The 20,976-nt window shown below is 61.0% G+C and carries 18 protein-coding genes; 6 read left to right on the top strand and 12 right to left on the bottom strand.

All coding sequences use genetic code 11. The annotated features are described in order from the left end of the window. Positions 1-20: 20 nt before the first annotated feature. The gene (coaE, locus tag P5205_14860) at positions 21-608 is read left to right on the top strand and encodes a dephospho-CoA kinase (GenBank protein ID HSA11642.1); all 588 of its coding nucleotides are present in this window, start codon (positions 21-23) and stop codon (positions 606-608) included. 53 nt (positions 609-661) lie between these two features. Further along, a complete protein-coding gene (locus tag P5205_14855; GenBank protein ID HSA11641.1) occupies positions 662-2,287 on the top strand; it encodes an arylsulfatase in 1,626 nt (541 codons plus the stop codon). A 131-nt stretch (positions 2,288-2,418) separates the two neighbouring features. Here the strand turns inward: P5205_14855 and P5205_14850 are convergent, their stop codons facing one another. Continuing rightward, on the bottom strand, positions 2,419-4,716 hold the full coding sequence (locus P5205_14850) for an excinuclease ABC subunit UvrA (protein ID HSA11640.1): 2,298 nt from the start codon (positions 4,714-4,716) through the stop codon (positions 2,419-2,421). Positions 4,717-4,718: 2 nt separating this feature from the next. Further along, positions 4,719-5,264, bottom strand: a complete 546-nt coding sequence (locus P5205_14845; GenBank protein HSA11639.1) for a PadR family transcriptional regulator — start codon at positions 5,262-5,264, stop codon at positions 4,719-4,721. Positions 5,265-5,464: 200 nt separating this feature from the next. Here P5205_14845 and P5205_14840 point away from each other — a divergent pair, with 200 nt between their 5' ends. Further along, entirely contained in the window at positions 5,465-6,643 is a 1,179-nt protein-coding gene (locus P5205_14840; GenBank protein HSA11638.1) for a cystathionine gamma-synthase family protein, read from the top strand. A 383-nt stretch (positions 6,644-7,026) separates the two neighbouring features. On the opposite strand, the gene P5205_14835 is transcribed toward P5205_14840, so the two are convergent. The 7 genes from P5205_14835 to P5205_14805 form a co-directional block, all read right to left on the bottom strand. Beyond that, positions 7,027-7,374: a hypothetical protein gene (locus tag P5205_14835; GenBank protein ID HSA11637.1), complete on the bottom strand. Its 348-nt coding sequence runs from the start codon at positions 7,372-7,374 to the stop codon at positions 7,027-7,029. 2 nt (positions 7,375-7,376) lie between these two features. Next, positions 7,377-8,516, bottom strand: a complete 1,140-nt coding sequence (locus tag P5205_14830; GenBank protein ID HSA11636.1) for an SUMF1/EgtB/PvdO family nonheme iron enzyme — start codon at positions 8,514-8,516, stop codon at positions 7,377-7,379. 73 nt (positions 8,517-8,589) lie between these two features. After that, positions 8,590-11,190: a serine/threonine-protein kinase gene (locus P5205_14825; GenBank protein ID HSA11635.1), complete on the bottom strand. Its 2,601-nt coding sequence runs from the start codon at positions 11,188-11,190 to the stop codon at positions 8,590-8,592. Between the two features lie 211 nt (positions 11,191-11,401). Beyond that, positions 11,402-12,043, bottom strand: a complete 642-nt coding sequence (locus P5205_14820) for a sigma-70 family RNA polymerase sigma factor (protein ID HSA11634.1) — start codon at positions 12,041-12,043, stop codon at positions 11,402-11,404. Between the two features lie 227 nt (positions 12,044-12,270). Next, positions 12,271-13,290, bottom strand: coding sequence for a Holliday junction branch migration DNA helicase RuvB (gene ruvB / locus P5205_14815; protein HSA11633.1), 1,020 nt, complete (start codon positions 13,288-13,290; stop codon positions 12,271-12,273). Positions 13,291-13,723: 433 nt separating this feature from the next. Then, positions 13,724-13,972, bottom strand: a complete 249-nt coding sequence (locus P5205_14810) for a hypothetical protein (GenBank protein ID HSA11632.1) — start codon at positions 13,970-13,972, stop codon at positions 13,724-13,726. A gap of 48 nt (positions 13,973-14,020) precedes the next feature. Next, positions 14,021-14,962 carry a hypothetical protein gene (locus P5205_14805; protein ID HSA11631.1) on the bottom strand — a complete coding sequence of 314 codons (942 nt, stop codon included), beginning with the start codon at positions 14,960-14,962 and terminating at the stop codon, positions 14,021-14,023. A gap of 797 nt (positions 14,963-15,759) precedes the next feature. Between P5205_14805 and P5205_14800 the strand changes: the two genes are divergently transcribed. Beyond that, entirely contained in the window at positions 15,760-15,912 is a 153-nt protein-coding gene (locus tag P5205_14800) for a hypothetical protein (GenBank protein HSA11630.1), read from the top strand. A gap of 55 nt (positions 15,913-15,967) precedes the next feature. Here P5205_14800 and P5205_14795 read toward each other — a convergent pair whose 3' ends face one another. Continuing rightward, entirely contained in the window at positions 15,968-16,789 is an 822-nt protein-coding gene (locus tag P5205_14795; GenBank protein ID HSA11629.1) for a DUF4476 domain-containing protein, read from the bottom strand. A gap of 709 nt (positions 16,790-17,498) precedes the next feature. Between P5205_14795 and P5205_14790 the strand changes: the two genes are divergently transcribed. Next, on the top strand, positions 17,499-18,917 hold the full coding sequence (locus tag P5205_14790) for a transposase (GenBank protein HSA11628.1): 1,419 nt from the start codon (positions 17,499-17,501) through the stop codon (positions 18,915-18,917). Between the two features lie 550 nt (positions 18,918-19,467). Further along, positions 19,468-19,779, top strand: a complete 312-nt coding sequence (locus P5205_14785) for a hypothetical protein (GenBank protein HSA11627.1) — start codon at positions 19,468-19,470, stop codon at positions 19,777-19,779. Positions 19,780-19,854: 75 nt separating this feature from the next. Here the strand turns inward: P5205_14785 and P5205_14780 are convergent, their stop codons facing one another. Both P5205_14780 and P5205_14775 read right to left on the bottom strand, forming a co-directional pair. After that, on the bottom strand, positions 19,855-20,634 hold the full coding sequence (locus P5205_14780; protein ID HSA11626.1) for a hypothetical protein: 780 nt from the start codon (positions 20,632-20,634) through the stop codon (positions 19,855-19,857). Positions 20,635-20,714: 80 nt separating this feature from the next. After that, positions 20,715-20,976: hypothetical protein (locus tag P5205_14775; GenBank protein ID HSA11625.1), on the bottom strand; the 262-nt coding region annotated here is incomplete at its 5' end.

Here is a 20,976-nt window from a genome sequence, read left to right as displayed (position 1 = left end):
GCGGGTACCGGACCGTGACTATGAAGGTTCTCGGTCTCACCGGTGGCATCGGCATGGGCAAATCCGCCGCCGCGCAGCTCCTCCGGGCGCGCGGTTTCCCCGTGGTGGACACCGACGATCTGGCGCGGCAGGTGGTTGAGCCGGGCCAGCCGGCACTCGCTGAAGTTCGGGACGCATTCGGCGCCGAAATCATCGCGCCGGACGGGCGGCTGCGGCGAAAGGAACTGGCCCAGCGCGTCTTTGCCGATGCGGCCGCCCGGACGCGGCTGGAGAGTATCCTGCATCCTCGCATCCGTTTGCTCTGGCGCGAGCAGATTGCAGCCTGGCGGGCGGAGGGGCATCGGTTGGCGGTCGTGGTGATTCCGCTCCTGTTTGAAACGCAGGCCGAGACTGAGCTGGACGCAACCATCTGTGTTGCCTGCTCCGCCGCCACACAACGTGACCGTCTGCTGGCACGGGGCTGGCCGGCCAAACAGATCGAGCAGCGCATTCGGGCGCAATGGCCCGTCGAGCAGAAGATGGCCCGCGCCGATTATGTGGTGTGGACGGAGGCCGGGTTGGATGTGCATGCCGCGCAACTGGAGCGGATCCTGCGCGGGCTCTCCTGATCGCGGGCTGGCCGATATTGCCAACTTCCCTTGGGGGCGGCACAATCACGGGCATGAACTTGAAGCATGCAGCCCTCATCGGTTTCGCCTCCCTTATCCTCGCGCTCGGGACGGACGGGGCCGCCGTCGGTCAGCGCCCGAACATCGCGGTCATCCTGGTGGATGACATGGGCTTTTCGGACCTCGGCTGTTACGGCAGCGAGATTCCGACGCCGAACCTGGACAAGCTGGCCGCCCGCGGCCTGCGCTTCACCCAATTCTACAACACGGGCCGGTGCTGTCCCACCCGGGCCTCGCTGCTGACCGGGCTTTACCCGCACCAGGCCGGCGTCGGCCACATGGTCACAGACCGCCAGCAGCCGGGCTACCAGGGCAACCTCAACGATCGCTGCGTCACCCTGGCCGAGGTCCTGAGCAGCGCAGGCTATCGCACCGTCATGGCGGGCAAGTGGCACGTGACGAGATACACGGAGCCGGCAGACGAAACGGAGAAGGCGAACTGGCCGCGGCAGCGGGGGTTCGACCATTACTTCGGGGTCATCAAAGGCACGGCTAATTATTTCCGTCCCGATTCATTGGCGCGGGAGAATGAACACATTCAACCCCCGGCGGAGGGCTTCTACACCACCGATGCTTTTGTGGACAACGCCTTGAAGTTCATTGAGGAGGGGGAACAGACCAGGCCGTTCTTTCTTTACCTGGCTTTCAACGCGCCGCATTTCCCGCTGATGGCGCCGGCGGAGGAGATCGCGAAGTTTCGCGGCAAGTACAAGATCGGCTGGGACAAACTGCGCGAGCAGCGGCGCGCCCGTCAGATCGAGCTGGGCATCGTGGACAAAGCGTGGCCGCTTTCGCCGCGCGCCCCGGAGGTCAAGGCCTGGGACACCCTCACGCCGCAGGAGCAGGACCGCTTCGACCATATCATGGCGATCTATGCGGCGGTGGTGGCGCACATGGACACGGCGGTGGGCCGGTTCGTGGACACGCTGCGCCGGCGCGGCGCGCTCGACAACACGCTGATCCTCTTCCTCTCGGACAACGGCGGCAATGCCGAGGCCGGTCCCGAGGGGCGCTACGTCGGGCAGCCGCCCGGCTCGGCGGATTCGAACGTCTTCTGCGGCCAGTCGTGGGCGACGCTGGAGAACACCCCCTTCCGCCGTTACAAGCATTACAACCACGAGGGCGGGATCTCAACGCCGCTCATCGCGCATTGGCCGGCGCGGATCTCGATTGGCGGCGGGCTGCGACCCCAGCCGGGGCACCTGATTGATATCATGGCCACCTGTGTTGAGGTGGCCGGCGCGGCGTATCCGAAGGAGTACAAGGGCAAGGTCATCCAGCCGATGGAAGGCCGCAGCCTGGTGCCGGCGTTCGACAACCAGCCCATTAAGCGCGACGCGCTGTACTGGGAGCACGAGGGCAACGCCGCCGTTCGCGTCGGCGACTGGAAGCTTGTGCGCCAGGGCCGGAAAGGCCCGTGGGAGCTTTACGATCTCAAGGCCGACCGCACCGAGCAGCGGGATCTGGCCGCGGCGCAGCCCGAGCGCGCGCGCGAGTTGGCCGCCAAGTGGGATGCGTGGGCCGAACGCGCCCAGGTGAAGCCCTATCCGACCGGGGACCCCGCCGACACCGGCGCGCGCAAGAAAAAGGGCAAGAAGAAGCAGGCCGGGGCGGGTTGATCCTGGCGGCCCGCGTTGACGGCCGGGCCGGCGGGCAATCCGCTCTCCGCTGGCCGGCTGCTGTGATGGCCTGCAAATTCGAGGCCGCACCATCCGTTCCGCGCGGGTGGCGACGGCACGGCCACAGTTGCTCAGGCTATGGCCGATGTCGGTTTCTCGCCAGCATCGGAGGGTGAAACACGTGCTTTGAGGTATCGGCCCGTGTGGCTTTCCGGGCACTCGGCGATCTGTTCGGGCGTGCCGACGGCCAGGACGCGGCCGCCGCGGCTGCCGCCTTCGGGCCCGAGATCAATCACCCAGTCGGCTTGCGCAATCACATTGAGGTTGTGTTCAATGACGATCACAGAGTTGCCATCGTCCACCAGCCGGTTGAGTATGCCCATCAGCCGGCTGATGTCCGCCAGGTGCAGCCCCGTGGTCGGCTCGTCAAGAATGTAGGTTTGGCCGGCTTTTCCCAACTCAGCCGCCAGCTTCAGCCGCTGGCATTCGCCCCCGGAAAGCGTCGTGAGGGGCTGGCCCAAAGTCAGGTAATCCAGCCCTACGTCGCAGAGCAGCCCGAGCGCCCGCTTCAGGCGCGATTGGGTGAAGGCTGCCGCGGCTTCCTGCGCCGTCAGGCCCAGCACCTGGTGAATATTGCGGCCCTCCCAACGCAGCGCCAGCACCTCATCCGTGTAGCGCTGGCCGTTGCAGGCGTGGCACGGGGTGCGGACGTCGTCCAGGAAGTGCATCTCGACCGTGATGCTTCCCTGCCCTTTGCAGGCCGGGCAGGCGCCATCGGAATTGTAGCTGAACCAGGAAGCCGGTCTGCCGGTGGCGCGCGCGAAGATTTGCCGCACGTCGTCGAACACGCCCAGGAAGGTGGCGGGATTGGACCGGTTGTTCCGCCCGATGAGGTTCTGGTCCACCACCACGGCGCTCGGGATCATCGGCACGAACACCCCGTGCACCAGGCTGCTCTTGCCGCTGCCGGCCACGCCGGTGACGCAGACCAACACCTGCCGCGGTATGTCCACGTCCACGTTTCTCAGGTTGTTGATCCCTGCGCTGCGAATGGGCCAGCTCTGGCTCCAGCGCCGCCGGGGCGCCGTGATGGGGGTCTGGTCCCGGCGCATCAGCGTGGCGGTGCGGCAGTCGGATTGCCGGAAGGCGGCGCGCTCACCCGCAAAACAGACCTCGCCGCCGTGGCGGCCCGGCCCCGGCCCGATTTCAACGACGTAATCTCCGGCGGCGATGATGGCCGGGTCATGCTCGACCACCAGCACCGAGTTGCCCTGGTCGCGGAGCTGCCCGAGCAGTGCGATCAGCTGGTCAATATCGCGGGGGTGCAGGCCGATAGAAGGCTCGTCGAGCACATACATGAGGCCAACCAGGTCGCAGCCGAGCTGGCGGGCCATCTTGAGGCGCTGGCTTTCGCCGCCAGACAAGGTCGAGACCGCGCGGTTGAGCGACAGGTAGCCAACGCCGATGCCGATCAGGTGCGACAGGATGCTGCGCATCTTGCGGACCAGCGGCTGGGCGACCGGGCCGTTGATGGTTCCGAGCCAGGCGTCGAGTTCGATCAGCTCCATTTGGACGACTTCCCCGATGCCCTTCCCCGCCAGCCGCACCGCCAACCGTGCGGGGTTCAGCCGCAGGCCGCCGCAGGTGGCGCACTCTCTGTAGGAGAGATACTTGCGGTAGGCATCGCGCCGGCTTTCCGACAGTTCGTCCTCGGCATTGTTGAGGTGGAGCCGCTCGAGCCGGCGGGCGATCCCGACCCACGTCTTGGCGTAAGTCCCGGCCCCGTGCTTCTTGACGATCGGGATGCCCTCAGCGAACAGGAGCTTCTCCAGTTCCGCCGGCGCGAAGTCCTGCAGCGGCCGGGAGACGTCAAACAGGTCAATGCCGACCAGTTCCCGCCAATTCCAGCCGCCGACGCGGTAGTCCGGGTGGATGATGGCGCCATCGCGGAGGGACTTGGTCTTGTCGAGCATCCGCTCGGCATCCACCGTGATTCGTTTGCCCAGCCCCTGGCAGGCCGGACACATGCCTTCGGGATGGTTGAAGCCGAAGTGAAAGGACGCCAGCCCCGGTGTGTCGCCGCAACGCGAATACAGCAGCCGCAGGTAGGTGTAAACCTCCGTGGCCGTGCCGACCGTGGACCGCAGGGTGCGGCCCAGGCGATGCTGGTCAATCACGATCGAGGTGGAGAGGTTGCGAATGGCGTCCACGTCGGGCCGCGACAGCTTGGGCAGCCGCCGCCGGGCGAAGGAGCTGAACGTCTCGATCAACTGCCGTTGCGCTTCGGTATGCAGCGTGTCGAACACGAGCGAGGATTTGCCGGAGCCGGAGACGCCGGTGAACACCACCAGGCAGTCGCGCGGGATGCTCAGGTTGATCCCCTTGAGATTGTGCATCCGGGCGTTTTCGATCTCGATGGCGTCGCGCATGGTTAGCTCCTTTGCAGTTGGGCGAGGAGGGCGTCCACCCAGCGGACTTCGCCCCGGAACAGGTAGTTTGGGCGCCGCGCGACTTCGAGGCGGGACTTCGGGCACCCGGAACCGCGCATGTAGTCGGCCAGTTTCTCGTAGCAGGCGATGTTTTGCGCCAGCTTCGACCGGTAGGCCCGCAAGCAAGCCAGCGCTTCCCGGCGCGGCAGCAGGTCCAGGTTGTAGGTGCCCAGGTCCACGCGCCACTTCATCGGTTCCGGCTCCGTCAGCAGTTCCCGCACCTTCGCTCGCAGCGCCTCCCGCCCCGCGCGGGTCACGGAATAGACCTTGCGCAAACGGCCCCGGTCAACCTGCGGCCGGCACTCGACCAGCCCGGCCCGCTTCAGCGAGCGCAACTGGCTGTAAATGGTCGCCTGCGCCAGATCGGTCCAGTGGCGCATGTCCCGATGCTCGACCACTTTCTGAATCTGCCAGGGATGCCGGGGCTCTTCGCAGAGGAGGCCCAGGAGGGCGGTCTCGGCGTTGGAGAGCTTCTTTGTCGTCTTCATACTGTTGTCATAATATTATGGTGCAATAATATAACCGTTCGCTCCGTTGGCAAGCGCAAGAAGAACGGCGGGAAGAAGCGAGCCGGGGCGCGTTGATCCTGGCGGCCCGCGCTGACGGCCGGGCTGGCGGGCAATTCGTTCTGAGGATGGCCACGAGCTGCCGGGTTGCGCGCCCGCCGGAAAGTGCTATCTGTTAGGGCATGCCAAGCCAAACTCAAGCTCGTCCGGGCACGCTTTCGGTCTGGGCGGGGGAAGATAAGAATTCGTGGTGGGGAGCAACGCAGGTGCCGGTCGTTCACAGCGTAGCCTTCGGCTACCCGGACGTGGACGATTGGCAGGCCGCCGCGCGGGGGCGCAAGCCCGGGCACATCTACAGCCGGAACACGAATCCGACCGTGCTCGCGTTCGAGAACAAGGTGCGGTTGCTGGAAGGCGCCGAGGCCGCCACCAGCTTTGCCACCGGCATGTCGGCCATCAGCAACAGCCTGTTCACTCTGCTTTCGCCGGGCGACCGGCTGGTTTCGGTGAAGGACAGCTATGGAGGCACCAACCGGTTGTTCCTCGATTTCCTGCCGCGCTTCCAGATCAAAGTCCAGTTGTGCGATACCACCGACCATGAGGCGATCGAGGCGGAGATTGCCAAGGGGTGCCGGGTGCTTTACCTGGAAACGCCGACCAATCCCACGCTCAAGGTGATGGATATCGCGCGCCTCGCCAAAGCGGCGCACAAGGCCGGGGCTGCCGTGGTGGCCGATAACACGTTCGCCACGCCCATCAACCAGACGCCGCTGCCGCTGGGCGTGGACCTGGTGTTGCACAGCGCGACCAAGTTCCTGGGCGGCCATGCCGATGCGCTGGGCGGCGTGGTGTGCGGGGCGAAGTCCCTGATTGCGCAGGTGCATCATCACCGCGAGATCACCGGCGCGGCGCTCGATCCGATGGCGGCCTACCTGCTGTTGCGCGGGATGAAGACGCTCCACTTGCGCATCCGGCAGCAGAATGAAAGCGCGCTGCAGATTGCCCGGTTCCTGGAGGCGCAGCCTCAGGTCAGCAGTGTTTTTTATCCCGGCTTGCCTTCCCATCCGCAACACGAGGTGGCGCGGCGGCAGATGCGGGGCTTCGGGGGCGTGCTGAGCTTCATGCTCAAGGGCGGCTTCGACGCGGTGCGCGCGTTTCTGCCGCGCTTGCGCTATGCCCACCTGGCCGCCAACCTGGGGGCCGTCGAAACCATCGCCGGCCCGCCGGCGACCACCAGCCATGTCGAATGCACCCCCGAGGAGCGCAAGGCAATGGGTATCCCTGAGGGCCTCATTCGGTACTCGGTCGGGATCGAGGACACGGAAGACCTGCTCGCAGATCTGCAGCAGGCCCTTGGTTGAGAAAGGGAGAGTGGCGAAGGTAGGACTGTGCCAAGTTGGCACAGTTGGTTCGCGGGATCGTCATTTCCTTGTAACCCCTGCAAGTTCAGCAAGTTACGCCAGAAATGCCGTCTGGGATGTCAAGGCTGTATCCACGGTGTGGATCCGGTGTGGATACGGTGAGGATACGGTGTGGACCGCATGGGAACTGGAACGGGCTTTGCTGGCTTGGGTTTGATGGTTTAGCCTCCCGCTCGACGTGAACGCCGGCGGGCGATTATGAAACGACCGTTTGTCACAATCATTCTTGCGGGCGGCAAGGGGACGCGCATGGGCACCAGCGACAAGCATAAGGTGTGCTTCGAGGTGCTGGGGGTGCCGGTTATCATCCGGGCGCTGGAGACTTACAATCTCTGCGGCGCCATGCTCAATGTGGTGGTGGTGGGCAGCATGGCGGAGAGCGTCATGGGGACGGTCAGCCGGCGGTTCCCGGGCACGCCGTTCGCTTTCCAGGACCAGCCGCGGGGCACCGGGGACGCGGCGCGCAAAGGGGCGGACTTGCTCGAACGAATGCGCTTCGAGGGGGATGTGCTGATGGTGGCTGGGGACAAGGTGATTGATCCCAGGATCATCCGGCAACTGCTGGCGACGCACGCGCAGAGCGGCGCGGACGTGACGCTGGCCACGGCCAGGCGGCCACCCAACTCCAGCGCGGGGATACTGCTCAAGTCGGCGCGGGGGAAGTTAGCCACCGTCAAAGGCGCCGCACGCAGCGGAAACCGCAACGGTTACTGGCGCCACTGGGGGTGCCCACGTCCCGTTTTGCACAGCGGAGGAGATTGGCATCACTGCCCCAGTCGCCTCCACGCCCCATCCGATAGTACCCTCCCTCACTGCCGCGAGGGTTGGAGACAGGACAGGCCGAATATCCATAACCATACTCATCCCAACACCACTCGGCGACATTGCCGCTCATATCAAAAAGACCGTAGCCGTTCGGCACGAAAGATCCCACTGGACTGGTGTAGGGCGGGGCTCCGCTGGCGTAAGTGGGGTGGTATCCTCGCGTCGGGCTGGTGTCGTACGAGCAAGGATTGTCGTATTGGCACATATTCGTGCTGTAATAGTTGGCTTGGGCATGAGCAACCAAGTCTCCCCATGGAAAGCGGCTGCCCGGCTGCCCGCCACGTGCGGCATATTCCCACTCCGCCTCGGTGGGAAGACGATAGCCATTCACGCTCCAATTAACGCTTGATATCCTCAGGTCGATTCTACCGGTCCTGTAAATCGTCGCGAGTGTGCAGTCCACATAATAGGCAGGGGTGAGGCCATCCATCTCAGAACGGGCGTTGCACCACTTCACGGCGTCATACCAATTGATGGTGTGTACCGGGTGATTGGTCGCCTTGCCCGAGCCAACGTTGTCAAAAGTGTAGCCGTGGGCGGCTGCCCATTGGCAGACAGCATCCCAAAGGGCCTTCGTAACCTCATACTTGTCCATGAGAAATCCGCTCAAGGACACCGTATGAACCGGGAACTCGTTCGAATAACCCTCGCCCAGGGTGTCACCCATCTGGAATAAACCAGCGGGAACTCCCAGGATGTTTGGCAGGTTCTGAAGCGTCGTGCCGCGTACGCGATAGAACATCGGCACGCTGACGCAAATGCACCCGTTCGAATCCACAGGCAGAGTAGTCAGGGCGTCCCATGAGCTGGCCCAAGGGCCGCTTGGCGTGGGTGCCCATTCGACTTGAGCCACGCTTCCGGGCTGCAGGCCTGCTGCCATCAGTTGACCATTATGGCTGAAAGCGCTGACTACTGGCAATTGGGCGACAGCCAATGCCGAAGTTAACAGGAGGAGCGCAACAATGATAAGGGATCCATGGTTCTTCATAGTCTTCTTAGGCAGGCATCTGTCTAACGAACTCGGGTCGAAATGGCAAGGTCTTTTGCGGCAGGAGGTATGCTCAGTCCGTGATCTGGATCCTGCAAATGCGCCGCTTCGCTGGGTCAAGACCCCAAAGGTAGCCTTGGCCGTACGCCAGGCGGTGGTACAGTCCAGGAAACCGGCGCCCGACACCCATCTCAAGCGTGCCAAGGCCGAGGGCCGCCGAGGGATCAATCTGATAAAGCCCCTGCCGCGCGCTGGAGATCCAGAAGTTCGTCCCATCCCAGGCAATTCCGGAGATCCCGCGGTCCACAGTCCGCAACGAACGCGCGATCACCAAGCGGGCGAGGTCGAGTTCATGGACGTGAAACCGCTCGTTGGTCCCGTCATTCTCAGCGAACCAAAGACTCCTGCCGTCGAACGCTGCCCCGCAGGGGAAACTAAGCAGGCTATTTGTGTCGCTCGGAGACCTCAGTTCCAGCAGCAACTTCGGTGGCTTTACGTCCAAGTCCACAATTCCGCCCTGCCAACGTTTAATTGCGATCATGCGGTTCCCACATTCCGCGAAATCTGAAAGAAGCATCCATTCCGGGAATTCCAGTTTCAGGGCGCCGATCCCGGGAGTTGGGACACGTCTGGCCTCCACGTCAACTGGCACCAGCCACCAGTTGGTGTCGGATTCCAGAACGAGGGCCGTGAGCGTGTTGCTGCGGAAGCCAATACTTTGCACGTCGAGGGGTCCGTACTTGATCACGTCAACCACGTCACCCAGTTCAGGATTCCCCTTCTTCAGGGCAACCGTCATGAACGCGCGCGACGGCGTGCCGCCCGACGAGTGGAAACTGGACGAGACATAACCCGGCTTTTCGGCCGTAAGGTGCCCCGCAGCCAAAGCAAGAGGCACAACAAAAGCGCCATTGTCGCGCACCTTCGCGAGCATCTGTCCGCGCGCGTCTTTGATCACGGCATCTGCTATCGGCCATTCGCTCGGTTCTTCCACGACGCGGCCGGCCAGAACGTTGTCCCTGGTATTCGTGTAGGCGACAACCTGCCTTATCCTGAGGTCCGCAGTTGCGCCATTCAAACCGCGGGCCGTCCGGGCATGGGCCAGAATGCGCAGTCGCCAGCGAGGCAAGGCCCCCAGGTCAGCGACCTCGAATACTTCGAGGTTGTCCGCGTCAGGATAGATAACTGCAGCCTGGCCCTTCGCCAAGAGGTCAATTCGCAACCGCCTGGCCGGCCATGTGTTCGTTTCGCGCGGACCCAAGGCGTCCACTACTGCAAATGCAACATCGGGCAGACCGCGTTCGCTGGACGGGACTGCCCCAGCGAAAGCACCGACAGCCAGCCGCCCCCCGGACACGGTGCCGGTCAATTCGATCTCGATCCGGCACGGAGCTTTCTGCCGCAAGTCGTGCTTCAGCTCAACCCACGCGGTTTCTTCGACGGTCCAGCCGCCTTCGTGGTCCGCCATCGCGCTTACCATGAGTTCCCCGCCTGACTGCTTGATCCGAAATGCTGGGTGCCCCACGCCCGCCTTGCCATCCTCCTTATGCCCGCAGGCCCACAAATTGGTGTCGAGCTGCGACGCGCCAAAGTCGTCGCGGAACCAAAGGCGCGGCTGCGAGCGATAGTATTCAATCAGGGCAACGAGTCCCACGGCAGCCAAACCAAGTCCTGTAAGGAGGACAGTCCCAATCGCGAACGTGCGGCGGCGCTGGCGCCGCGCCCGCCGGGCGCGAAGCGATTCCCCATCTCTGAGCCGCTGGAGGTCCGCTACCATCTGGGCAGCGGACGAATAACGGGCGCGCGGGTTGCTCTCGCACGCTTTGAGGAGTACTTCGTTCAGTTCCGGCAGCGCGGGGTCGTCGTTGCCTTCGCCCAGCCGCGTGGGCAGGTCGGGGAACTGCTGCCGGTCTTTGCCGGTGGCGGCTTCGTAGAGAACCTTGCCCAGGCTGTAAATGTCCGCCTGCATCGTGCCGGGGCCTTCGGGCGGGATGTAGCCCTCGGTGCCCACGAAAGACTGCGGGTTGCCGAGGTCGGCGATTAACCCCACATCCGCCAGTTTGGGTTGGCCACCTGCGAAGATGATGTTGGAGGGTTTAACGTCGCGATGGACCAGCCGACGCGAGTGCAGGAAGTCCAACGCCCCGGCCAGTTCGATTCCAATCTCGATGACCTCCCGGGCGGGCAGGCGCTCCCGCTGCCGGATTACCTGTGCGAGCGTGAGGGGCACGTACGATTGCCAATTGCCAATCGCATATTGCCGGTTGTCGGGCCCGGCAACAGCACGTTCCGCCTCCGCATTTCGGGCCTCGGGCTTCGGATTTCCGGCGTCGCCGGCCGCATCGTCCGCCAGCTCCATTACATAGTGGAAGAAGCCGGCAGCTTCCTGGCGCCCGACCTGGAGCACATCTACCAGGCCCGCGTGCTCGCGGGAGATGGGTTCGTAGCTCTGGATGCCGGCGAACTCGCGGTCATAGGGCCGGGAGTCGGTGAAGTTGGCCCGACGGATGATCTTCACGGCCCGGAACGCACCCAAGTCAGTGCGAGCCAGCCAGATCTCGCCGTAGCTGCCGCGCGCGATCGGGCGCAGCGGAAAGTGGCCGGGGATGGGAGGCGGGCTCTCGGCGGAATCCCTCTGCCGCCCCGCGAGGGATGGTTGCTCGCTGCCTGACATGGCGCACTCTGACTGCGTCAAGTCTGCCTGTCGCGCTTCGGCTTGCCAAGCTTCGAAAGCAGCCGGCGGAGGATCTGCCGGCGGAGTTTGGGCGGGTAGTCGCGTCCCATGGTCCGGGGGCGAGGTTTCGGCGAAGCGCCCTGCCCGCGCGTCTCTGGAGGTTGGCGAGGTGGCTGAGTCATGGCAAGTCGTGGGCTGTGGAGGGCGGGCATCAGTGCCAGGCGAAACGCTTTTGGAGTCTGGCCGCTTCCTTCTGGACCAGGGCCGAGACGCGGTGCTTGGCGAGATAGACTTGGGCGCGGCCGACGCCAACGGTCTGGACCACCCTTTCTACCGGCCAATCTTTCACCACGTGGAGCTGGAAGATTTGAAACGTGCGCGCGGAGACGCGGGACTTGACCTTCTCCAGAGCGACCTGGAGCAAGTTGTTCTGCCACTCGGCATCCCAATGCTGGGAGAGCCGCGCTTCGGCTGCTGAATCCGGTGCGGTCTCCATCAGATCCGTCTTCGCGGCCAGATCGGGATGGCGGCTGGCCACCTGCTGGCGCTTGCGGAGCTGGTCGCTGATGCGCCACTGCGTGAGGGTGAGCAGCCAGGCCTTGAAGCTGCCGCGCGCCGGGTCGTACTTGAACGCGCCCTTCTTCATCTTCTTGGCGATGGCGATTACCGTCTCCTGGACCACCTCCTGCCCTTCCGCGTCGTTCAAGCCCGCCTTGCGCGCCACCCCGTAGATGAGCCGCCAGTAAGTCTCGAAGAACTCGCGCCAGCCTTCCTGGTCATCCCAGTTCTTTAGCCGAGTCAGGAGGCTTTGCCGCGTCGGAATCCATTCTTCCGCATGGTCTCTTGTCTTCACTGATTCCTTTGTCTATACGGCAACGCCAGCCGCTGTCTTGCAGGAAGACGCTTCAGCGCGCACTTTGTTTAGGCGTTCCTCAGTTTGTTTTCCCGGGCCTGGCCGACCAAGCCCGGGCTTCCGTGAGGCGGTAGATTGCCAACACATTATCCCCTGGGCAGGCGGGGCTTGCTAAAATGGGCCCGTTTCTGCTCTCGGATCGTAATGCCAGCGGCGCAAGAGAACAGCTACAGCAGACTGGGCTGCTTTCCTCCCGCCGCCCGCAGCCCCAGCTTCTTGTAGCTCAGCTCCGTGGCAACGCGGCCTTGAGGAGTGCGTTTGAGGTAGCCTTCCATGATCAGGTAAGGCTCATAGACTTCTTCGAGCGTGTCGGGTTCCTCCCCAACGGCGACCGCCATCGAGCTGACCCCGACGGGGCCGCCGCCGAACTTGACGATCACCGTCTCCAGGATGCGTTTGTCCATCTCATCAAGGCCGTTCTCGTCAATTTCCAGCATGGCCAGGGCCTTGTCGGCAACCTCCGGGGTGATGCGGCCGGTGTGCTTGACTTGGGCATAATCGCGGACGCGGCGGAGGAGGTTGTTGGTGATGCGCGGGGTGCCACGGCTGCGCCGGGCAATTTCCCGCGCGCCTTGGCTGTCAATCTCAACGTTCAGCAGCCGGGCGGAGCGGGTCACGATTTGTTGGAGGTCGTCGGCGTGGTAGTAGTCAAGCCGCTCGCGAATGGGAAACCGCGTGAGCAAGGGCGCGGTGAGCAACCCGCTGCGGGTGGTCGCGCCAATGAGCGTGAAGCGGGGCAAGTTAAGACGGACACTGCGGGCATTGGGCCCCTGGTCAATGATGATATCCAGCTTGAAGTCTTCCATGGCGGGGTAGAGGTATTCCTCGATGGTCTTCTGCAAGCGGTGAATCTCGTCAATGAACAGGACGTCCCCCTCCTCCAGATTGGTCAGGAGGCCGGCCAGGTCGCCGGCTTTCTCGATCGTCGGGCCGCTGGTGCCCTTAAGATTAGCGCCCATGGCCTTGGCGAGGATGTGGGCCAGCGTGGTCTTGCCGAGGCCGGGCGGGCCGCTGAAGAGGATGTGATCAATGGCCTCGTGACGCTGTTTGGCGGCGGCGACGGTAATTTCGAGGCGCTCTTTCACTTTGAGCTGGCCGGTGAACTCTGAAAAGAGCGAGGGGCGCAGCGTCATCTCCAGCGCAGCGTCGGGCTTCGCCAGCACCTCTGAAATCTTCTGTTCGGCCATCCGCTAAAGAATGAGCAAAGAGCCGGGGCGCGCAAGGCGGAAAGTCATCGGCTGGGCACGTGCGTCAATTCGCCGCCCCGGCGGCGTGAGCGTTGACCGCGAAAGCGTAATGGTTGTGCCTGGTGGCTGCCGTTTAAGGCAGGCGAAGCCGAGTTCGGCAAGCGCGGTTGGCGGCCCTTCCGTCGCTGGCCCAGCCGGATTGCGGGGCGAAGGATTGCAGACGAAAGAACTGGCTGGGGGCCGGGCGATCGAGGGGCAAGGTCTTGTTGGTCCCGTCGTCCGTGGGGGCGGTGCCGGCCACAGTCCAATTGGCCAAGGTGAGGTTACTGCTTTGACAGAGGGTGTAGCCGGCCACGGTGGAGCTTCATGAGACAGCCACGGTATTGGTCGCGGTAATTGAACGCGGAGGGCGCCAGGGCGCCGGGCGGCGAAACTAGCGCGGCGGGGGACGGCGGGAGAGCCGGGACCGGTAGAGGTATACGAACCACAGCAGCGCGCCAGCGAGCAGCGTGCCGGGCAACACCACGATCCCCGCCAGCCCGTCCACTTTGTGCTGCGTCAGGTCCACGATCGCGCCCAGGCAAAGGGGCTTGGCCCATGGCTCGGATGCGCCGCGGCGGCAGGCGACGTCCGCCACCACGTTAAGCACGAGCAGAACAAGCAGGATTTGCGGCAGGTCCATCGGTTTTGCGAGGGTGAGCTGGGGCGAGGCAATCGGGGCGCGGCACGGTCAACGCCAGCGGTTCTGGTCCATCGGATCGCTCGGGGACGGGATCTTGCCCGCGCGAATCTCCTCCTTCCAATTCTCGATCTTCTGGCGCTGCTTGAGCACGCCGTCCCGGCGGTAGGCGGGCGCCTTGTCGAGGTTGGCCCAGAACTGCACGACATCGTCGAGAAACGCAACCACGGCCTCGCGATCGGCGGGTTGCGCCTGCTCCAGCAGTACGCGGGCGAGGGTGAATTGCGGGCCGAAACTGTTGAGCTGGGGCGAACCCGGCGTGCGTCCGGCGGCGCGCAGTTCCTGGCGAGCCGTGGCGCGATCCCCCTTCTGCAGTGCGATGCGGCCCAGGGCCGAGTGCGCATCGTAAACGACGTTCCCATAGTTCCAGCTGTTGGTCGTCGTGCTGGCGAGCATCTGGCGGGCTGCAACCTGCGCGTCGCCCAAGTCGCGTCCGGTGTCCAGGCAGGCGGCCACGAAGCCTTGCCGGGCTTGTGCGAGCTCTTCCCGGATCAGTTCGTCCTTCGGCGCAGCCTGGGCTGCTTTCTCCAAGGTGGCACAAGCCTGTTTCCATGCGCCCAGCAATTGCACCGGCGGCAGGGTGGTGCCTCCTGCGGGCTGCGACAACATCTTCAGGCCGGACACCCACAAACCCTGCGGTTCGCGTTGCATAGCCCCGAGCAATCGGTTCAGCAACCGGGTCGCGTTGGTTTCCGCCTTGAGCATTTGGTCCATCGCCCGCAGGAACCCAAACTCCTTGCTGGCCTGTTCCTTGAACACCGGGTTCCACCTGGCCAGGAAGGCGTCCACCTCGGCGGGCGTGACGTTGGTGAAAACGGGAAGAGCGGTCCCGGGCTGTTTGGGCTCGGCAGCGAGAGAGTGGATCGGGAGCACTAGGCCTCCAAGCAGAATGGTGCCAGCGAGGGCCGGGATGACGGAGAGTTTCGGCTTCATGACGGCAACCGTATTGCGGGAGGATCGGTTGGGGAAAGGATGAAATGAGCGGGCCGATTGACATCGCCGAGGACCTCGGGATCGTGCCGCCGATTGACAAGAACTAACTGATAGGCCGGTGGGGAACAGTTTGAATGCCATAACTGATCAGGAAACGGGGTCAGAGCGGCACCGAGACGGCCACTGGACGGCCACTGGACGGCCAGCCCCCGGCCACGTGATGGCCGGGACCCGGAGGGGGCCCCGGCCAGACGCGGCTTTAGGGCGGGCTGTCCGGCCTGCTTCTGAGCGGCAGGCGGCTGACAGGTGGATGCTTCGAATCACGCACCTGGACGGTAGCACCGGTGCCCGTATGGGTGAAGATACCTTCTGCGGCTACCTTTTGGGGCTGGCGGCCGGGGCCAGGGCCTGCGCCACCGGGTGGCACGGGCCGGCGCCAGGGAGGGCTCAAGAGAAGCCGGACTCAAGACACCCGGGTTCCGGCGGTGTGAGTCGGGAGGGGATGGCGTCCACCGACTGATCGAGCCGGGGCGGGGTGCCGAGCATGCCCTGTGGGTTGGGGCTGAGGTCTGCAACCGCGAGGGCTATTGTCGCGCGGGTTGGCCTGTTGGCTACGTTACTGATGGTGGCGCGTATCACAGGGGGGCGGGATAGTGCCCTCTTCGGTGTCGGCGGGACCCCACTCCATGCGGGTCCGCAGACCGCCCTTTCCAAACTGATAGATTGCTTGCTGCGCGCCCGTAGCTACTGAGCGCTGCCCGGGTGAGGTGAAAGTGGTTGGGCATCAAACAACAGGCATGCACCTGCCAGCCGGTATTCTGAAACGCTTCGGCCAGGGTCTTGATGAAATCCTGCCGGTCCACGTTATCGGGAAGAATCTTCCCCCGGCGGTTGCCCCGGGACATGACGGGGTAGATGGCGCCGGGATATTGAAGAAGGAGTTGGCGTAGCATGTGGGTTGTCTGCCTAAAGCCCGCGGTGGCGACAACCCCAGAATGAACCAATCTATGGATTGACCCGGTTCGCCGGCCGAGGCGTCTTTTTCTTGTTCGATTCCTCGATGTAGCGGGACAGCTCCGTTTTGCTGTTCTCGAATCCGAAAGCCTCGTTCACAAGGTAGTACTTCTCTTTGTCGAAGGTAAACTCGTAGGCAAGCTTTGCCATCGCGAGCTTGTTTTGCTCAAAGTCGAACAGATCTAGAATCTGCTTCACCTGCGCTGAGAGAAACAAACCACGGCTGGTAGTGAAGATCTGCCGCGCGACCTGCGTTCTGGTATTGTCGAAAGACTCACCACGCAGCGATTTCACGATGCCCCCGAATTCCTCCTTATCGACCAGTGGCGGCACATATCCAATCGGCGCTGCCTGTCGTTCTATCGGACGGACGCGGTCGTGCAAACGCATAACCTTTGAGAAAGTGTCAAAGGCGTCGTACACCTCATAAAAGTTCTCCGGATCCAGCGTCCTCGGGAAAGCCGCAGTCGCAAATTCAAGCCGCGCGTCGTCGTTCCGCATGCTTTGCGTGATGGCTTTCACCTGGAGGCTGGTGAGGCGGTACGCGCGTGCCATTTCCGAAAACCGGCGGTGCCTTTCGGCGTCGTCCCGTTCATTTTTGCAGGTGCGGAATTTGCGTTGAAACTCCGTATCATCCAGGCGCATCGGCTCGGCAGCCGTGGAGAATTGCGTCAAGCAAAGCAAGAGGGCGCATCCGAGATGGTTAATGAGCTTCATATTGTGTAGCGGTTCGACGGCAATCCGGGCCTGACTATTCACGTCGATGAAATTGGCCGCCAAGAGCCCCAGAAATCGCAAAAAGCTAAAACTCACAATTTTCTGTGCGCCCTTTGTGCCTCGTCGCGGCGAACATGAGGCGTCAGAACTCAGGAGGATCACTCGCGCAGCGCTCAGGACGGGCGGACGCGCAAAACGCGATTTCCTGCTATGAGATGCGTCAACTTGTTTCTTTGATTTCTTTTACGGTTCCGAGGGCATGGTGGGGAGCAGGCTGGAGGCTGGAGACCGGAGCCTGGAGTGGGGAGGTTGCGATAATGAATTGGAACGAAGGAAACCGGGCAGCCGGTGGCCGAGGCCGGTCTCCCTCGCCCCGTTTTGTGGGTAAGACGATTTATGCATCAGCGGCCTGCTCGGGTCAACACTCCCGGTTCCCGGGTGCGCCTGGGCACCTCCAAAGGCGCCAACACCAACCTGTACAACCACATGCGGCGGAGTTCCGCCCCCGGTGCTGGCCAAGAGCAGTTGGGCATTAAGGCAATGGCATGAGGCCAAGACCGAACCAATCTATGGGCTGACCCTTTCTTCTCACGATGAGCGCATTGTAACACCCCCGGGAAATCAGCCGCGAAAAGGCGCAAGAACGGACAGCAGGTGCCCGTGCTTATGATAACGGTGAATCGCAAAGCCCTTTTCCCGAACCACGTCGCAGAGTTCCATGATTTCTCTCACAGTTTTTCCAGTTCCTTTTTGCGTCTTTTGCGCCTTTTCGCGGCAAAATTCCTTTCTGGACCTGTGCCGTTAGATGGCACACGTCCTCTCTATGCTGGCGGATGGATTCATGCAAGTCTATCGCGCCAGAAATCCGAAGAAGTCGCCGCTGTGGCAGTGCGCCCACCGCCACTATGACGAGTTCGAGGACGTCTATCCCGAGGCTTACGCGCCGCGTTACGGCCGGCTGCGCCCCATCATCCCCGAGGTGGTCCACAAATTCCTCGACTGCGGCAACCTGGAGCGCGGCTTCGCGCGCGTCCGCTGCGACCATTGCGAGCATGAGTACCTGCTGGCCTTTTCCTGCAAAAGCCGGTGGTTCTGCCCGTCGTGCCACCAGAAGAATGTCCAGATCACCGCCCGGTTCATCCTGGAGCGGGTGGTGGCGCCGGTGCCGCACCGCCATTACGTCCTGGCCATCCCCAGAATGCTCCGCCCTTACTTCCAGCGCCACCGCCATCTGCTCAAGCGGCTCTGCGCTTTGGCCCACCAGAGCCTCACCGACTATCTCCGCACCGCCCTCGCCTGCCCCAAAGGCGTTCCGGGCATCATCATGACGCTGCACACCTTCGGCGAATACCTCGACTTCCACCCGCACGTCCACGCCCTTGTGGCCGACGGCCTCTTTCTTCGGAACCCGCCAGACCCGCCGCCCCAGGCTCCAACTCCAGCCTCCCGTCTCCAGCCTCCCGCCTGTCCCACCTTCCACGCCCTGCCGGAGTCCCCGCTCAAGCCGCTGGAGGAACTGTTTCGGGCCAAGGTCATCAGCCTGCTGGTGGCGGAAAAGTTGCTGCCGCCCGAACGCGTCCAGGTCCTCTACTCCTGGAAACACAGCGGGTTCAACCTCCATGCCGGCGAACTCGTGCCTCCCGAGGCCAAGGCCGACCTCGAAGACCTCGCCCAGTACATCCTGCGCAACCCCTTCTCCGTGGAAAAGATGACCCTGGAATCCCCCACCGACATGGTCATCTACCGCTCCCGCCTCAACGCCAAGATCAACCGCAACTTCGAAGTCTTCACCCCCACCGACTTCCTGGCCGCCATCACCCAGCACATCCCCGACAAAGGCGCCCAGATGGTCCGCTACTACGGGTGGTACAGCAACAAGATGCGCGGCGTGCGCCAGCGGGGGCTGCCGCCGGAACTGGTGTTCCACCGCCCAGGCGTCTCCCCGCCGCCGCCGCTCAAACTCCCCTCCAAACGCTGGCGGGACCTCATCCTCCGGGTTTGGCACGTGGACCCCCTCCGCTGCCCCGTCTGCCAGAACCCGATGCGCGTTATCGCCGTCATTGACGACCCGCGCGTCGTCGAGAAGATCCTCCGCCACCTCGGTGCCTGGCACGATCCTCCAGTCTCCAGCCTCCAGCCTGCAGGCTCTTCTGGCCCCTACACCTACGAACCCTGTGACGACGTGGAGCCGACACCTGATTACGAAAACGTCCTGACCGACTGAAACTGCCGCATTATCCAACCGGCTCGGGGCGGGGGTGCGCCCATGCACCGGGTCCTTTGGGCTCCATTCCCGTCCCCCGCCACCCTCCCGCGCCCAAACCCAACCCGCAACCTCCAGCCTCCAGCCTCCGGTCTGCAGCCTAATTCCGTCTTGATGCCCGGGCCCGCCCTTGATAAGGTCGCGCCATGCTCGGTGAGACCAAAAACCAATTCTCCCTCACCCGCGCAGCGCTGAGTACGGGCGGACGCGCAAAAAGCAATTTCTTATCACTAATAAGTGTGAATAAAACCTATTACAATGACCAATCCTACTGTGAAAAAGATGCTGATTGCATTGAACAGATGTCTAATTGCAAATTACCAGAAGGAATTCTCAATTGTAGAAATATATACTTTAAAAAAGATTCCTATTACAAGCTCCCCCAAGCAATCAATTGCGAAAAACTGAACATATCAGAAGTTGATAAATGTCTTTGTAACACTCAAATCAACAGATGTGAAATCATTCAAGGATAAAAAAGATTTATATTTAAGATGTCCCTAAATATGATATGCTATTAGAGGTATGGATTGGGTTGAAAGAAGCATCGTTAAAAGAGCATGAATATGGGATAGGACAACGTTTAGGAAGGCCAATTTCTAGAACAGAAGCAGAAATAAATTGGATAACATCAGGCTATGAAGACTGGCTTTTTAGGGAATTCCATTCCAAGATTGATAAAATTATGGAATATTGTGAGAAAAATCAAATTCCCTGCAGAATTGGAACTATTCCGAAATTTACAGAAACTGACCTTCACAATATGCTTGATTATGCCAGTTCCAATTTGTCAGGAAACAGAATATTTTATATGAAGAATTAAATTTCACATTCTTTTCATTCTTATTTCATTTGTATTCTATAGAATCCAGAATTCTCAACAAATATAATTTTAATCTTAAGGAAGAGTTTTTATTCTAAAATAAGCATCTCCAACTTCTCCAGCAGGTGTTGAAAATCCTTCAATAACTTGATTTGTGCTATTTTGAAATGGAATATTATGAGTCGCGACATCTTCCCATGTTCCATTATTTAACCCGTTTGTTTTCATTTGAAGAACACTCGTATATCCGGGGCTCACAAGAGTTCCCACATAATTTGTGCCATTTTCCCTATGAAGAGATGTTATACGAGCTGGATATAACACAGGACTTATAATTGGTGTTGGTCTAAAAACTATATTTTGTGAATGACCTGTTGTTATAGTAAGGGGAATGCCATTTCCATTTGTAACGCTTCGAGCATCATAAGTCCCCTGGAACATAGGAACTCCACCAACTATATTATAAACATCTAAATTCAGATTTTTACCATTGAATTCCCCCCCTTCATTAATAAATGATGTTTCAAGAGTGGCATTTACAGGTTGAATTAAACTGATTCCTTCAACAATAATTGTAACTGAAGAAAAATCATCTGCAGGTAAGGCATTCACCATCAAATCATGTCCAGGTATTTGAGAATAAATATCTAATCTATTAGGTTGTGTAGGATGTATTCGAGTTGCATCAAATAAAGCATCATATCCGACAGTTGCCCCTGAAATATTCTTAACTGCAGCAAATGGTTGAGGAATCCCTTGAGAGTTTTTTAATTGCATGTCTAATTCATCAGCATTGACTGCAGATGCTAAAAGTGAAGTTCCAAGCAATGCAACAAGTCCTTTTCTATTTATCATTTTATTATTTAATCTCCTTGTGTTTAAATCCTTTGCGGATTAATTAATAATCACTGAGAAGCGACACTATTTAAACCTTTCTAATCTTGTCTGAGAAGAGTTATATTATCTTGGAATCCATTTACGAAAATACCTTCCCAAGAAGTTAGTTTATTTTTACTTCCTATTCCGCTAGTTGAACGAATTGATCCATACTCACCACCTAGATCAACATTATCCCAATACTGTAGTGTGGCTTCCACCCATCCCGCACTCGTTGCATCCGTAATATTCTTCACATTCCCATACTCATCCCTTCCCCCCATTTTTTGGACACCGTGTACTTGCGTCCGCTTCACGTTA

This window comes from Candidatus Paceibacterota bacterium, from assembly GCA_035452965.1.
Lineage (GTDB): Bacteria > Verrucomicrobiota > Verrucomicrobiia > Limisphaerales > UBA8199 > UBA8199.
The sequence above is the reverse complement of the archived record's forward strand: the minus strand, read 5'-3'. Positions and strand labels throughout refer to the sequence as shown.

Coding starts and splice junctions, on each gene's coding strand:
- P5205_14810 (HSA11632.1), bottom strand. CDS start 13,972: ATGGACCTGCCGCAAATCCTGCTTGTTCTGCTCGTGCTTAACGTGGTG.
- P5205_14840 (HSA11638.1), top strand. CDS start 5,465: ATGCCAAGCCAAACTCAAGCTCGTCCGGGCACGCTTTCGGTCTGGGCG.
- P5205_14830 (HSA11636.1), bottom strand. CDS start 8,516: ATGAAGAACCATGGATCCCTTATCATTGTTGCGCTCCTCCTGTTAACT.
- P5205_14825 (HSA11635.1), bottom strand. CDS start 11,190: ATGTCAGGCAGCGAGCAACCATCCCTCGCGGGGCGGCAGAGGGATTCC.
- P5205_14855 (HSA11641.1), top strand. CDS start 662: ATGAACTTGAAGCATGCAGCCCTCATCGGTTTCGCCTCCCTTATCCTC.
- P5205_14780 (HSA11626.1), bottom strand. CDS start 20,634: ATGATAAATAGAAAAGGACTTGTTGCATTGCTTGGAACTTCACTTTTA.
- P5205_14790 (HSA11628.1), top strand. CDS start 17,499: ATGGCACACGTCCTCTCTATGCTGGCGGATGGATTCATGCAAGTCTAT.
- coaE (HSA11642.1), top strand. CDS start 21: ATGAAGGTTCTCGGTCTCACCGGTGGCATCGGCATGGGCAAATCCGCC.
- P5205_14800 (HSA11630.1), top strand. CDS start 15,760: ATGCACCTGCCAGCCGGTATTCTGAAACGCTTCGGCCAGGGTCTTGAT.
- P5205_14785 (HSA11627.1), top strand. CDS start 19,468: ATGCTATTAGAGGTATGGATTGGGTTGAAAGAAGCATCGTTAAAAGAG.
- P5205_14805 (HSA11631.1), bottom strand. CDS start 14,962: ATGAAGCCGAAACTCTCCGTCATCCCGGCCCTCGCTGGCACCATTCTG.
- P5205_14850 (HSA11640.1), bottom strand. CDS start 4,716: ATGCGCGACGCCATCGAGATCGAAAACGCCCGGATGCACAATCTCAAG.
- P5205_14845 (HSA11639.1), bottom strand. CDS start 5,264: ATGAAGACGACAAAGAAGCTCTCCAACGCCGAGACCGCCCTCCTGGGC.
- ruvB (HSA11633.1), bottom strand. CDS start 13,290: ATGGCCGAACAGAAGATTTCAGAGGTGCTGGCGAAGCCCGACGCTGCG.